11 protein-coding genes are annotated in these 13,176 nt (G+C 59.5%); 3 read left to right on the plus strand and 8 right to left on the minus strand.

From position 1 onward, the window contains the following. Positions 1–34: 34 nt before the first annotated feature. Positions 35–2,050, minus strand: coding sequence for an excinuclease ABC subunit UvrB (uvrB, locus tag C5687_RS19110; RefSeq protein ID WP_025757242.1), 2,016 nt, complete (start codon positions 2,048–2,050; stop codon positions 35–37). 752 nt (positions 2,051–2,802) lie between these two features. On the opposite strand from uvrB, the gene C5687_RS19115 reads away from it, so the two are divergent. Further along, entirely contained in the window at positions 2,803–3,525 is a 723-nt protein-coding gene (locus C5687_RS19115) for an ABC transporter ATP-binding protein (protein WP_104557571.1), read from the plus strand. On the opposite strand, the gene bioD is transcribed toward C5687_RS19115, so the two are convergent. From bioD to bioB, 4 genes are read right to left on the minus strand one after another with little or no spacing between them, the layout of a single operon-like run. Continuing rightward, positions 3,488–4,189 (minus strand): dethiobiotin synthase, encoded by a 702-nt coding sequence (bioD, locus tag C5687_RS19120; protein ID WP_176472040.1) that lies wholly within the window; start codon positions 4,187–4,189, stop codon positions 3,488–3,490. The genes C5687_RS19115 and bioD overlap by 38 nt on opposite strands. Then, on the minus strand, positions 4,182–4,937 hold the full coding sequence (bioC, locus tag C5687_RS19125) for a malonyl-ACP O-methyltransferase BioC (RefSeq protein ID WP_047958063.1): 756 nt from the start codon (positions 4,935–4,937) through the stop codon (positions 4,182–4,184). Before bioC ends, bioD begins: the two co-directional genes overlap by 8 nt. Next, complete coding sequence (bioF, locus tag C5687_RS19130; RefSeq protein ID WP_104557572.1) at positions 4,921–6,078, minus strand: 8-amino-7-oxononanoate synthase; 1,158 nt, start codon at positions 6,076–6,078, stop codon at positions 4,921–4,923. Before bioF ends, bioC begins: the two co-directional genes overlap by 17 nt. Next, positions 6,075–7,115 (minus strand): biotin synthase BioB, encoded by a 1,041-nt coding sequence (bioB, locus tag C5687_RS19135; RefSeq protein WP_047958061.1) that lies wholly within the window; start codon positions 7,113–7,115, stop codon positions 6,075–6,077. The genes bioF and bioB overlap by 4 nt, the downstream gene beginning before the upstream one ends. A gap of 68 nt (positions 7,116–7,183) precedes the next feature. On the opposite strand from bioB, the gene bioA reads away from it, so the two are divergent. Together bioA and C5687_RS19145 are read left to right on the plus strand one after the other, a co-directional pair. Next, the gene (gene bioA / locus C5687_RS19140; RefSeq protein WP_104557573.1) at positions 7,184–8,491 is read left to right on the plus strand and encodes an adenosylmethionine--8-amino-7-oxononanoate transaminase; all 1,308 of its coding nucleotides are present in this window, start codon (positions 7,184–7,186) and stop codon (positions 8,489–8,491) included. Between the two features lie 48 nt (positions 8,492–8,539). Continuing rightward, the gene (locus C5687_RS19145) at positions 8,540–9,016 is read left to right on the plus strand and encodes a kinase inhibitor (protein ID WP_025757235.1); all 477 of its coding nucleotides are present in this window, start codon (positions 8,540–8,542) and stop codon (positions 9,014–9,016) included. Positions 9,017–9,101: 85 nt separating this feature from the next. Here C5687_RS19145 and hutH read toward each other — a convergent pair whose 3' ends face one another. The 3 genes from hutH to C5687_RS19160 form a co-directional block, all read right to left on the minus strand. Beyond that, positions 9,102–10,622 (minus strand): histidine ammonia-lyase, encoded by a 1,521-nt coding sequence (gene hutH / locus C5687_RS19150; protein WP_104557574.1) that lies wholly within the window; start codon positions 10,620–10,622, stop codon positions 9,102–9,104. After that, positions 10,622–12,307, minus strand: a complete 1,686-nt coding sequence (gene hutU / locus C5687_RS19155; RefSeq protein WP_045285436.1) for a urocanate hydratase — start codon at positions 12,305–12,307, stop codon at positions 10,622–10,624. Before hutU ends, hutH begins: the two co-directional genes overlap by 1 nt. Positions 12,308–12,434: 127 nt before the next feature. Next, the gene (locus C5687_RS19160; RefSeq protein WP_094919195.1) at positions 12,435–13,169 is read right to left on the minus strand and encodes a histidine utilization repressor; all 735 of its coding nucleotides are present in this window, start codon (positions 13,167–13,169) and stop codon (positions 12,435–12,437) included. Positions 13,170–13,176 lie beyond the last annotated feature (7 nt).

A 13,176-nucleotide genomic window follows, 5' to 3' on the forward strand; every position in this document is an offset into this window, starting at 1 on the left:
CCCACAGGGAGAGGGAGAAAACACGCCGCTTTAACTAAGATGCGGCGATGAAAAGATCCCGCAGCTGATGAAGCTGGTCGCGGATCTGCGCCGCCTCTTCGAACTCCAGGTTCTGTGCGTGCTGCATCATCTGCGCTTCCAGCTCGTGGATTTTCTGCTGCAGCGCTTTCGGCGTCAGCGCGACGGTATCTTCTTCCACCACTGAACGCGCCTTGCCGCGGCCTTTCGCTTTGGTTTTGGCAATGTTCTGACCCAGCGCCAGAATATCCACCACCTTCTTGTTCAGCCCCTGCGGCGTAATGCCGTGCTCTTCGTTATAGCGCTGCTGTTTCTCGCGACGGCGCTCCGTTTCACCGATCGCTTTCGCCATCGACGGGGTGATTTTATCCCCGTACAGAATCGCTTTGCCGTTGACGTTACGCGCGGCGCGGCCTATGGTCTGGATCAGGGAGCGTTCAGAACGCAGGAAGCCCTCTTTATCGGCATCCAGAATCGCCACCAGTGAGACTTCCGGCATATCCAGACCTTCCCGCAACAGGTTGATCCCCACCAGCACGTCAAACTCGCCCAGGCGCAGGTCGCGAATAATCTCCATGCGCTCCACGGTATCGATATCCGAGTGCAGATAACGCACCTTCTCGCCGTGCTCTTCGAGATACTCGGTCAGATCTTCCGCCATACGTTTGGTGAGCGTGGTCACCAGCACACGCTCGTTGATGGCGGAACGGGCACGGATCTCGGAGAGCAGATCGTCCACCTGCGTCGCCACGGGACGCACCTCGATAACCGGGTCCAGCAGCCCCGTCGGACGCACCACCTGGTCCACCACCTCATCGCCGGATTTCTCCAGCTCATAGTTGCCCGGGGTTGCCGAGACGTAGATGGTCTGCGGAGCCAGCGCCTCAAACTCTTCAAACTTCATTGGACGGTTATCCAGCGCGGACGGCAGGCGGAATCCGTACTCCACCAGCGTCTCTTTGCGCGCCCGGTCACCGCGATACATCCCGCCAATCTGCGGGATGGTGACGTGGGATTCGTCGATCACCAGCAGACCGTCGGCCGGAAGATAGTCAAACAGCGTCGGCGGTGGCTCACCCGGCCCGCGTCCGGAGAGGAAACGGGAGTAGTTTTCGATCCCGGAGCAGTAGCCCAGCTCGTTCATCATCTCCAGATCAAACTGGGTACGCTGGGTCAGTCGTTGCTCCTCCAGCAGCTTATTGTTCGCCAGAAGCACTTTACGGCGTTCTGCCAGCTCGACTTTGATCTCTTCCATCGCCTGCACAATACGCTCGCGTGGCGTCACATAGTGCGTTTTCGGGTAGATGGTATAGCGCTGAATGACTGACTCGATGTGGCCGGTCAGCGGGTCGAACAGCGAGAGGCGCTCGACCTCTTCGTCAAACAGCTCCACGCGCAGCGCAATATCGTCAGATTCTGCCGGGAAGATATCAATCACTTCACCGCGAACGCGGAACGTTCCGCGCTGGAACGCCTGGTCATTACGGGTGTACTGCAGCTCCGCCAGACGGCGCAAAATCGCGCGCTGATCGATGATCATCCCCTGGGTCAGGTGCAGCATCATTTTCAGGTAGAGGTCCGGATCGCCCAGACCGTAGATAGCCGATACCGACGCCACGACCACCACATCGCGACGCTCCAGAAGCGCCTTCGTCGCCGACAGACGCATCTGCTCAATGTGTTCGTTTACCGAGGCATCTTTCTCAATGAACGTGTCAGAGCTCGGGACGTAGGCCTCAGGCTGGTAGTAATCGTAGTAGGAGACGAAATACTCCACGGCATTATCCGGGAAGAACTCTTTCATTTCGCCGTAAAGCTGTGCGGCGAGGGTTTTATTGGGTGCCAGCACCATCGTGGGGCGCTGCAGATCGGCAATCACGTTGGCGATCGTGAACGTTTTGCCGGAGCCGGTTACCCCCAGCAGCGTCTGGTGTGCCAGCCCGTCTTCCAGCCCCTCTTCCAGACGGCGGATCGCCTCAGGCTGATCGCCAGATGGACGGAAAGCAGAATTCAATTTGAACGGTTTACTCATGGGCGACAACCTGATGACATTATAAGCGGCAGGTGAGTAATTTTACTCGTTGTTGCCAGGATTGCCAGTAAAAAACACTGGATGAAAAACCAGTGGCATGTCAGGATATTTAGCATAGCGCCTGAATGATTAGCGCGATAGCGGCCAAAATTTGGTCTGTGACAATATAAAACACCAGTCAGGTGAGGTTATCCCCAGAACTTTTTCTTTTTTAACATTTGTCAAGCCAGGTAATGATAGTTTTATGGCAACGGGTGACACTTTCGTGACGGGAATTGCTTTTATCTAAGCAATTAAATTTTAAACGATATTTTCTAAAGCCGCGTTTCGCGTCAATTTGGGCGAAAGCCGCGTCTTCTCTCGCTTATCGCGTGTTTTCTAACTCTAATGCACATGGTTATCCACAGGAATAGTGGATAACTGCTTCCAGCCCATACAGACTGGCGCTCGGCAAATTCCCGGATTTTCCCACGAGACGGCAGGAAAAAATTTTTATAGCTATTTTTTGATGATTAACAGTTGTCTCATTCATAACCAATCGATGAGATATAGCTCACAATTTCATCATTCTTGTTCCTGCACCACAACTCACCACCGCCGGCACCGTTGATGTGCACTCCCCCGCTTTTTTCACCTTCCTCCTGTGACGTAGTCCTAAAAAAGGCGCCTTTTTAAACATATTCAGCTTTCTGGCAGGGGTTTTGCACAATCAACATCGAGCCTCACCTACACACATTTTTAAGGAGAGAAAGATGTTGAGTCTGCGAGCAGTGAACCAGTTTTACGGAAGCCAACATACGCTATGGAACGTGGATTTAGATTTTCCGCAAGGGGTGTGTACGGGCGTCGTAGGTCTGCCTGGAATGGGGAAAACCACCCTGATGAATTGCATCGCCGGGAAAGTGCCCGTGGAAAGCGGCACCATCATCTGGCATGAAGCGGGCGCGCCGCCACGTGATTTGCTGAGCCCGGCGCCAGAACAGCGTTCAGGGCCGGGAATTGGCTATGTCCCGCAGGACAGGCGCATCTTCTCCCAGTTAACGATTGAGGAGAATCTGCATATCGCTATGCGGGCGATGGGGAGGCCCGATCCGCAAGCGAAAAGCGAGGTATACGATCTGTTACCCGAACTCTACCCGTTACGCCAGACCCGGGCCAACGCCCTTTCGCCAGACGACCAGTACCAGCTGGCTCTGGCCAATGCGCTGGTAACCCGTCCGCGGATGCTGATTCTCGATGAGCCGATGCATGGCGCCGGTCACGGTTTTGCGCATAAGCTGGCACAACTGCTGGTACGCCTGAACCGTGAACTGGGCATGACGGTGCTGCTGGCTGAGCAACGGCTGTCGTTTATTCGCCGGGTCGCGGAACGTTTTTGTATGCTGTATCGCGGGCGTAACGTGGCCCAGGGCCACGTTAACGAACTGGACGATGAGCTTATCGCCCACTGGATGTCGCTGGAAGCAAGGCGCTGAGGTCAAGATAGTGCCCGGTTTCGGCCCGTTCGGCCTCGTCCGCAAGCCACGGGATCTCTCCGAGGAAAGGGGCTGGCAAAACGCGCTTAAGCGTCGCCAGATACTCCTGATGCCGCTTGCCCGGGGCAACCACGTCGTTGGCGATCCAGCCCGCCAGACGCAGCCCCGCCTGCGAAACGGCCTGCGCGGTCAACATCGCATGGTTAATACAGCCGAGCTTGACCCCCACCACCAGGATGACCGGGAGCTGCTCGCGCTGCACCCAGTCAGCAAACGTCTGGTCCTGCGAGAGTGGCGTAAACCAGCCGCCGGCCCCCTCCACCAGCACCCAGTCCGCCTGGCGTTCCAGCGACCGTAATCCGGCTGAAAGCACGTCAAAATCAATCGGGCGGCCTTCATCGGCGCTGATGATGTGCGGCGACGTCGGCTCGGCAAAGGTATACGGATTCACCGCGGAATAGGTGAGCTCAAGGGTGCTGTTCCGCTGGAGCGCCAGCGCGTCGGTATTGCGCAGACCTTCTGCGGTCATCTCGCTGCCGGAAGCGACCGGCTTATACCCGGCAGTGTTTTTTCCCAGCCGTCGCGCCGCCTGCAGCAGCGCAGCGCTGGCCACCGTTTTCCCCACTTCCGTATCCGTTCCGGTGACAAAGTAGCGTTCAGTCACGTTCGATAATCCCATGAAAAAGTTGATAAGAGAGCGGGAAATGTCCCCGCTCCTGCGGCCAGGCCAGCTCCAGGCGCTGCAACTGACCCCGGGTGAGCAGTTTTTTCTCGCGTCCGGTGTGCAGATGCGTGGCGCCAATCCCTTTTAGCGAGCGCATGGCACTGAGCGCGTCGCTGAAATGGAGGGTGATGGTCTGCACCTGACCCTGATAGCGCCAGCCAGCCAGCGCCTGCGTGACCTGTTCGTGCGGTAAAAACCGGTTAGCGTGCGGCTGTTCATCTACCGCCTGCCAGGCCTGGTTGAGCTCCGGTAACGAGCTTTCCAGCAGCGTGGTAAACGCGACTCTCCCACCCGGACGCGCCACGCGGTAAAGCTCGCTTAAGGCCTGCGGCAGGCTGCTGCACCATTGCACGGCCAGATGGCTCCAGACCAGGTCGAATTGCGCGTCTGCCAGCGGGATCGCTTCGATATCCGCCACCAGATAGTGATGCGCGGCCTGCTGCTGCCGTGCCTCGGCAAGCATGTCAGGAGAGAGGTCGATGGCCGTCACCTGGCTTCCTGTTTCGCGCCAGTAGCGGCTATTTCCGCCGGGACCGCACCCGGCGTCCAGCACCTGGCTAAAGCACGTTTCGCCGAGCAACGCCAGCAGCCCCTCAGCGCTCTGACGCTGAAGTTCATCATGCTGTGAGTAGCTGCGCGCGGCCCGGCCAAAGGCCGCCGCAATGGCCTGTTTATTGACTGGCGACATGCAACGCCTCCAGAAGGGCATCAATATCGTCGGCTTCGTGTGCCGCGGTCAGCGTGAGGCGCAGTCGGGCGGTACCCGGCGGCACGGTGGGCGGACGGATGGCCGTGACCCACATCCCCCGCTCGCGCAGCGTATGCGCCAGCGTGAGCGCCAGGCTGTTTTCACCGACGATTACCGGCTGGATTGCGCTCTGCGATTCGGTACTCCGGAAGGGAAGCCGATCCAGACCCTGGCGAAAACGCCGGATGTGTTCCGCCAGACGAGCCCGGCGTTCACGGCCTTCGGCGCTGCGAATCACCCGCACAGACGCAGACAGCGCCACCGCCTGCGCGGGGGGCATACTGGTGCTGTAGATCAGATGCCGGGCAAACTGCAGCAGATAGTCGGCGACGGATTCGCTGCACAGCACAGCCGCCCCGCTCACGCCAAAACCTTTGCCGAAGGTGACAATCAGCAGTTCCGGCTTCACCTGCTGCTGATGGGCGCTACCGCGACCCTCGTCGCCCATCACGCCAATGCCGTGGGCATCATCCACCAGCAGCCAGGCGTTTTGCCGTTTTGCCGCGTCATGCAGCGCGGCAAGCGGCGCGCTGTCGCCATCCATGCTGAACACCCCTTCCGTGACCACCAGCTGTTGCCCGTCACAGGGTTTACCCAGCAGCGCGGCGAGTTGTCCCGCGTCGTTATGCGCAAAGCGACGCAGCTGCGCCGGGCTTAAATGTGCCGCCTCCAGCAGGGAGGCATGGCTTAAGCGGTCGGCGACAATGCGGTCATTCTTCCCCATCAGCGCGGTAATGACGGCCTGATTGGCCGCGAAACCCGAGATAAACAGCAGCGCGCGCGGGTAGCCCAGCCAGTCGGCAAGCGTCTCCTCCAGCGCCTGGTGCGCGGTGGTGTATCCGCTGACGTGTCCGGACCCGCCGCTGCCCACGCCATACTGCTCCGCGCCCTGTTGCCAGGCGCGGATGATGGCCGGATGCTGGCTCAGCCCGAGATAATCGTTGCTGGAGAAGTTACAAAACTGCCGGTTCTCACGGGTCAGAAAACGGCCTGCACCGTTTTCGACAACCCTGCGTACGCGAAACGCATCTGCTGCCCGTCGCTCGTCGAGCGCAGAATGGATACGTGCCTCCCAGGTCATACCGCTGCCGCGTTGTAGAACTGGTCGGTGTCGGCGTTAATAATCTGCTGCTCCAGCTGCTGCTGTTGCTCGTTATCCCCCGCCAGCACCTCGGTCTGGTGCGGGTTCAGCCCCAGCTTGCGGAACAGCTGAACGTCTTTGTCCTCTTCCGGGTTCGGCGTGGTCAGCAGCTTGCAGCCGTAGAAGATGGAGTTGGCCCCGGCCATAAAGCACATTGCCTGGGTCTGCTCGTTCATCTGCTCACGACCGGCAGAGAGGCGCACATAAGAGGTCGGCATCATGATGCGCGCTACCGCGATGGTGCGGATAAAATCAAACGCATCCACATCCTCGTTATCCGCCAGCGGTGTGCCTTTCACCTTCACCAGCATGTTGATCGGCACGCTTTCCGGTGGCGTCGGCAGGTTCGCCAGCTGCAGCAGCAGACCGGCGCGATCTTTCACCGTCTCACCCAGGCCCACGATGCCGCCCGAGCACACTTTGATCCCCGCTTCACGCACTTTATCAAGCGTGTCCAGACGCTCCTGATAAGTACGGGTGGTGATGATATTGCCGTAAAACTCCGGCGAGGTGTCGAGGTTATGGTTGTAGTAGTCCAGCCCTGCCGCCGAGAGGCGCTGCGCCTGCTCTTCGTTCAGCGTGCCCAGCGTCATACAGGCTTCGAGGCCCATCTCTTTCACGCCCTTCACCATCTGCTCCAGATACGGCATGTCGCGGTCGTGCGGGTTCTTCCACGCCGCGCCCATGCAGAAACGGGTCGACCCGGCGTTTTTCGCCTTACGGGCGGAGTCGAGCACCTGCTCAACCTCCATCAGCCGTTCGGATTCAAGGCCCGTTTTATAGCGTGCGCTCTGCGGGCAATATTTGCAGTCTTCCGGGCAGGCGCCGGTCTTGATGGACAGCAGCGTGCTGACCTGAACATGGCGCGGATCGAAGTGCTGACGATGCACCTGTTGGGCTTCGAACATTAGCTCAAGGAAAGGTTTGTTGAATAATTCAGTGACTTGCGACATCGTCCAGCGTGCGTGGTGAGCCATGGGGCTTCTCCAAAGGGTTTTGTTAATTTTCGGTTCGGTTTATACTCGTAAACCTAAAACTTTTCAAAATGGTTTACAAGTCGATTATGACCCAGGACGATCTCACCTTCGACACGCAGCATATCTGGCACCCTTACACCTCGATGGCCCGCCCGCTACCCGTCTATCCGGTCGCCTCCGCCCACGGCTGCGAGCTGCATCTCGCCAGCGGCGAGCCGCTGATTGACGGGATGTCCTCCTGGTGGGCGGCCATTCATGGGTATAACCACCCGCGCCTGAATGCGGCGATGAAAGCGCAGATTGACCAGATGTCGCACGTAATGTTTGGCGGGATCACCCATCAGCCTGCGGTGGATTTATGTCGTCGGCTGGTGGCGATGACTCCTGACGCGCTGGAGTGCGTATTCCTTGCTGATTCCGGCTCCGTGGCGGTGGAAGTGGCGATGAAAATGGCGCTGCAGTACTGGCATGCCAGAGGGGAGTCCCGTCAGCGGTTCCTCACCTTCCGCAACGGCTATCACGGGGATACCTTCGGGGCGATGTCGGTCTGCGATCCGGATAACTCCATGCACAGCCTGTGGAAAGGGTATCTGCCGGAAAACCTGTTTGCCCCGGCCCCGCAGAGCCGTTTCGACGGCGAGTGGAACGAGATGGACATGGTCGGCTTCGCGCGGCTGATGGCCGCCCACCGCCAGGAGATTGCCGCCGTTATTCTGGAGCCCGTTGTCCAGGGTGCAGGTGGAATGCGGATGTACCACCCGGAATGGCTGAAGCGTATTCGCAGGATGTGCGACCGCGAGGGCATTTTGCTGATTGCCGATGAGATCGCCACCGGTTTTGGCCGCACGGGCAAGCTGTTTGCCTGCGAACATGCGGGTATCACTCCGGATATTCTGTGTCTGGGTAAAGCGCTTACCGGCGGCACGATGACGCTCTCCGCCACGCTCACGACCCGCCAGGTCGCCGACACCATCAGCGACGGCGACGCGGGCTGCTTTATGCATGGCCCGACGTTTATGGGCAACCCGCTGGCCTGCGCGGTAGCGAGTGAAAGCCTTGCGATGCTGGAGAGCGGTGAGTGGCAAACGCAGGTGGCGGCGATCGAAGCGCAGCTGAAAGAAGAGCTGAGCGCCGCCTCGGGAGCGAATTTCGTGGCGGACGTGCGTGTGCTGGGGGCCATCGGGGTGATTGAGACCACCCATCCGGTGAACATGGCGGCGCTGCAGCGCTTCTTCGTGGATCAGGGCGTTTGGGTACGCCCCTTCGGCAAGCTTATTTACCTGATGCCGCCGTATATCATTACGCAGGAGCAGTTGCGTAAATTAACTGCCGCGGTCGTTACAGCCGTTAACAATCCCGCGCATTTCACGATTTAACCCCATGCGTTACACTTTCTGAACGAGTGAATCACGAGGGTAAACCGTATGAAAATCATCAGTAAAGATCTGCGCGATGGTGAAAAGCTGCCGGAGCGTCACGTATTCAACGGCATGGGGTATCAGGGAGACAATATCTCCCCGCACCTGGCGTGGGATGATGTTCCGGCGGGCACCAAAAGTTTTGTCGTCACCTGTTACGATCCGGATGCCCCCACCGGCTCGGGCTGGTGGCACTGGATTGTGGCGAACCTGCCTGCCGATACGCGGGTCCTGCCGCAGGGTTCCGGCTCTGACCTGGTTGCGCTGCCTGAAGGCGCCATTCAGACCCGCACCGATTTTGGCAAAGCAGGTTACGGCGGCGCGGCGCCACCAAAAGGGGAAACCCACCGCTATATCTTTACGGTACACGCGCTGGATGTGGAGAAGATTGACGTGGATGAAGGGGCGAGCGGCGCAATGGTAGGGTTTAACGTGCATTTCCATTCGCTTGGGAGCGCGTCGATTACGGCGATGTATTCGTAAAAAAAGCCGGGTGGCGGCTACGCCTTACCCGGCCTGGATTTCGTACCCGTAGGCCCGGTAAGCGCAGCGCCACCGGGCAAAAAAATCACAGCACTGGCGGCAACAACCCTACCAGACGCCCTTCCTCCAGAAGCTGCATCGCCTTATCAATATCCGGCGCAAAGAAGCGGTCATCATCGTAATGGGATACGTGCTCGCGCAACGTCTGGCGCGCCTGCTCCAGCAGCGGGCTGGATTTCAGGCCTTCACGCAGGTCGATACCCTGACATGCCGCCAGCCACTCCACCGCCAGCACGCCACGGGTGTTGGACGCCATCTCCCACAGACGACGTCCGGCTGCAGGGGCCATGGAGACATGGTCTTCCTGGTTTGCGGAGGTAGGCAGACTGTCCACGCTGTGCGGGTGAGACAGGGCTTTGTTCTCGCTTGCCAGCGCCGCGGCGGTCACCTGGGCAATCATAAAGCCCGAGTTGACGCCGCCGTTACGCACCAGGAACGGTGGCAGCTGGGACATGTGTTTATCCATCATCAGCGCAATGCGGCGCTCGGACAACGCGCCGACTTCGGCAATCGCCAGCGCGATATTATCCGCCGCCATCGCTACCGGCTCAGCGTGGAAGTTACCGCCGGAGACCACCTCGTTTTCCTGGGCGAATACCAGCGGGTTATCGGACACCGCGTTGGCTTCCACCAGCAGCACCTCTGCGGCCTGACGCAGCTGCGTCAGGCAGGCCCCCATCACCTGCGGCTGACAGCGCAGTGAATACGGATCCTGCACTTTTTCACAGTTGTGATGCGAATCCGCAATCTCACTGGTGTCGGTAAGCAGGTGACGGTACAGGCTGGCCGCGTCAATCTGCCCGCGCTGGCCGCGTACGTCATGGATGCGCGCGTCGAACGGACGACGCGAGCCCAGCACAGCTTCGGTGGTCAGCGCGCCGCACACAACGGCTGAGGCAAAGAGATCTTCCGCTTCAAACAGGCCGCGCAGCGCGAATGCCGTCGATGCCTGCGTGCCGTTCAGCAGTGCCAGCCCCTCTTTGGCCGCCAGCGTGATCGGGGTGAGTCCCGCTTTTTTCAGCGCCTCTTTCGCGGGGAGCCACTCGCCCTGCCAGTGCGCCTGGCCTTCACCCAGCAGCAGCAGCGACATGTGCGCCAGCGGCGCGAGGTCACCGGATGCGCCAACGGAACCTTTCGCCGGGATCCACGGGTAGACTTCGGCATTGACCAGCGCCATTAGCGCCTGAATTACGCTCAGGCGAATGCCGGAGAAGCCGCGCGCCAGGCTGTTGATTTTGAGCACCATCATCAGACGGACAATCTCGTCATCCAGCGGCTGGCCAACGCCCGCCGCATGAGACAGCACCAGCGAACGCTGTAAGTTTTCCAGATCGTGTGTCGCGATGCGGGTCTGCGCCAGCAGCCCAAAGCCGGTGTTAATCCCGTAGGCGGTGCGCCCTTCGGCCACAATGGCTTCGACGCAGGCGACGCTGTCGTTGATGGCGGCATGAGCGCTTTCATCCAGCGAAAGGGTGACCGGTTGACGCCAGACGCTACGCAGCTGCTTGAGGGTCAGTGAGCCGGGTGTGAGTGTTAACGCGTTCATTAATGCTTTCCTTGTGTGGCAGGGATCATCGGCAGGTTGAGTCCCTGCTCTTTGGCACAGTCAATCGCAATGTCGTAACCCGCATCGGCATGACGCATCACGCCGGTTGCCGGGTCGTTGTGCAGCACGCGAGCGATACGCGCGGCGGCTTCATCGGTTCCGTCACAGACGATGACCATCCCGGAATGCTGGGAGAAGCCCATCCCCACGCCACCACCGTGGTGCAGCGAAACCCAGGTCGCGCCGCTGGCGGTGTTCAACAGGGCGTTCAGCAGTGGCCAGTCGGAAACCGCGTCAGAGCCGTCGCGCATGGCTTCGGTTTCACGGTTCGGGCTGGCGACAGAGCCGGAGTCCAGATGGTCGCGGCCGATAACAATCGGCGCGGAGACTTCGCCGCTGCGTACCATTTCGTTAAAGGCCAGCCCGAGCTTTTGCCGCCACGCCAGCCCTACCCAGCAGATACGCGCCGGTAAGCCCTGGAAGTTAATGCGCTCGCGGGCCATATCCAGCCAGTGGTGCAGGTGTTCGTCATCGGCGACGATCTCCTTCACTTTGGCATCGGTCTTGTAGATATCTTCCGGATCGCCGGACAGGGCAACCCAGCGGAACGGACCGATACCGCGGCAGAACAGCGGGCGGATATACGCAGGGACAAAGCCCGGGAAGTCAAAGGCGTTATTCACGCCCATCTCTTTCGCCATCTGGCGGATGTTGTTGCCGTAATCGAAGGTTGGAATGCCCATCTGGCTGAAGGCCAGCATGGCGGAGACGTGTTCTGCCATGGAACGTTTCGCGGCCAGCACCGTGCCTTCCGGGTCAGTTTCCGCTTTCTGCTGATAGGCTTCCCACGTCCAGCCTTTTGGCAGGTAACCGTGCAAAGGATCGTGGGCGCTGGTCTGGTCGGTCACGAGATCCGGGCGCACGCCGCGGGCGACGAGTTCAGGAAGGATCTCCGCCGCGTTGCCGCACAGGGCAATCGAGACAGCTTTACCTTCAGACGTGTATTTTTTGATACGCGCCAGCGCATCGTCCAGGCTGGTCGCCTGCTCGTCGACGTAACGGGTACGAAGACGGAAATCAATGCGGCTCTGCTGGCACTCAATGTTCAGCGAGCAGGCACCGGCAAGCGTGGCGGCCAGCGGCTGCGCGCCGCCCATGCCGCCGAGACCCGCGGTCAGTACCCAGCGGCCTTTCAGCGAGCCGTTGTAGTGCTGGCGACCGGCTTCCACGAAGGTCTCGTAGGTGCCCTGCACAATCCCCTGGCTGCCGATGTAGATCCAGCTCCCCGCGGTCATCTGGCCATACATCGCCAGCCCTTTGGCGTCGAGTTCGTTGAAATGTTCCCAGGTGGCCCAGTGTGGCACAAGGTTAGAGTTGGCGATCAGCACGCGCGGCGCGTTTTTGTGGGTTTTGAACACCCCCACCGGCTTGCCGGATTGCACCAGCAGGGTTTCGTCGTGTTCGAGTTCAGTCAGGGACTTTACAATTGCGTCATAGCATTCCCAGTTGCGCGCGGCGCGGCCAATGCCGCCGTAGACCACCAGCTCATGGGGGTTTTCCGCCACCTCAGGATCAAGGTTATTCATCAACATGCGCAGCGGGGCTTCGGTGAGCCAGCTTTTGGCGGTAAGGGTGGTGCCGCGCGCGGCGCGGACATCCTGCTGGCGGTATTTACCTGACGACATTGTGTGCTCCTCATACGGGACAGATGATGCATTTAGATATACTTGTATAGACAAGCACACACAAGGTCAGATTTAACAAAAAAGATACAATTTTGTTATATTGCGTTAGCTATCACGCTTTTAAAACTTATGACATAAAGTGACCCTGCAGCCGGTAGCGGTTCCCCGGGAATAGCAGCCGGGCATGCGACACAATATGTGACGATGACCAGGTTCGGCGGCGGATCAGCAGGCACGGGTCGTGTTCTTTAATGCGCAGACGTTCGCACTCCTGCGGCGTGGCGCGCACGGCTTCCACAATGTGCTCCCCTTCCGTCAGCGGAGCGACCAGCGAGAGATAGGCGTGCGGCGTGGTTTGGGTGTAATCCTGGTTCAGATACTCCGGGATCCGTTCGGCGTTGACGCAGCGATCTTCAATTTGCACCGGAATGTCGTTTTCAAAATGCACCATCACGGAGTGGAAGATGCGGCTTCCCTCCCTGACGTTAAGCTCTGCGGCCTGCTCGGCGCTGGCCTGCGTCTCTTCCAGCACCAGCACTTCACAGCGGTGCTGATGATTACGCGCGGCAATCTCGTCCGCAATACTGCGGATTTCAAACAGGGCGGATTGCCCTTTCGGTTCTGCCACAAACGTCCCGACGCCCTGCAGACGCACCAGAAGCCCTTCATCGGTCAGCTCGCGCAGCGCCCGGTTAATGGTCATCCGGCTAAAACCAAACTGCGCCACCAGATCGGCCTCCGACGGAATGCGATCGTGCGGCCGCCAGACGCCGGTGGCGATTTTCTCGCTAATCGCCTGCTTCACCTTTTCGTAGAAAGGCGCGGGAGGGCTCGACTGCGGCAGCGGTGAGCGTGAAAACATCATGACT

The sequence above is a fragment of the Enterobacter sichuanensis genome (assembly GCF_002939185.1).
Lineage (GTDB): Bacteria > Pseudomonadota > Gammaproteobacteria > Enterobacterales > Enterobacteriaceae > Enterobacter > Enterobacter sichuanensis.

Excerpts from the sequence above, each read along its gene's own strand:
- uvrB (WP_025757242.1), bottom strand. The coding sequence starts at position 2,050 with ATGAGTAAACCGTTCAAATTGAATTCTGCTTTCCGTCCATCTGGCGAT.
- hutU (WP_045285436.1), bottom strand. The coding sequence starts at position 12,307 with ATGTCGTCAGGTAAATACCGCCAGCAGGATGTCCGCGCCGCGCGCGGC.
- C5687_RS19145 (WP_025757235.1), top strand. The coding sequence starts at position 8,540 with ATGAAAATCATCAGTAAAGATCTGCGCGATGGTGAAAAGCTGCCGGAG.
- C5687_RS19115 (WP_104557571.1), top strand. The coding sequence starts at position 2,803 with ATGTTGAGTCTGCGAGCAGTGAACCAGTTTTACGGAAGCCAACATACG.
- bioC (WP_047958063.1), bottom strand. The coding sequence starts at position 4,937 with ATGTCGCCAGTCAATAAACAGGCCATTGCGGCGGCCTTTGGCCGGGCC.
- C5687_RS19160 (WP_094919195.1), bottom strand. The coding sequence starts at position 13,169 with ATGTTTTCACGCTCACCGCTGCCGCAGTCGAGCCCTCCCGCGCCTTTC.
- bioB (WP_047958061.1), bottom strand. The coding sequence starts at position 7,115 with ATGGCTCACCACGCACGCTGGACGATGTCGCAAGTCACTGAATTATTC.
- bioA (WP_104557573.1), top strand. The coding sequence starts at position 7,184 with ATGGTTTACAAGTCGATTATGACCCAGGACGATCTCACCTTCGACACG.
- hutH (WP_104557574.1), bottom strand. The coding sequence starts at position 10,622 with ATGAACGCGTTAACACTCACACCCGGCTCACTGACCCTCAAGCAGCTG.
- bioF (WP_104557572.1), bottom strand. The coding sequence starts at position 6,078 with ATGACCTGGGAGGCACGTATCCATTCTGCGCTCGACGAGCGACGGGCA.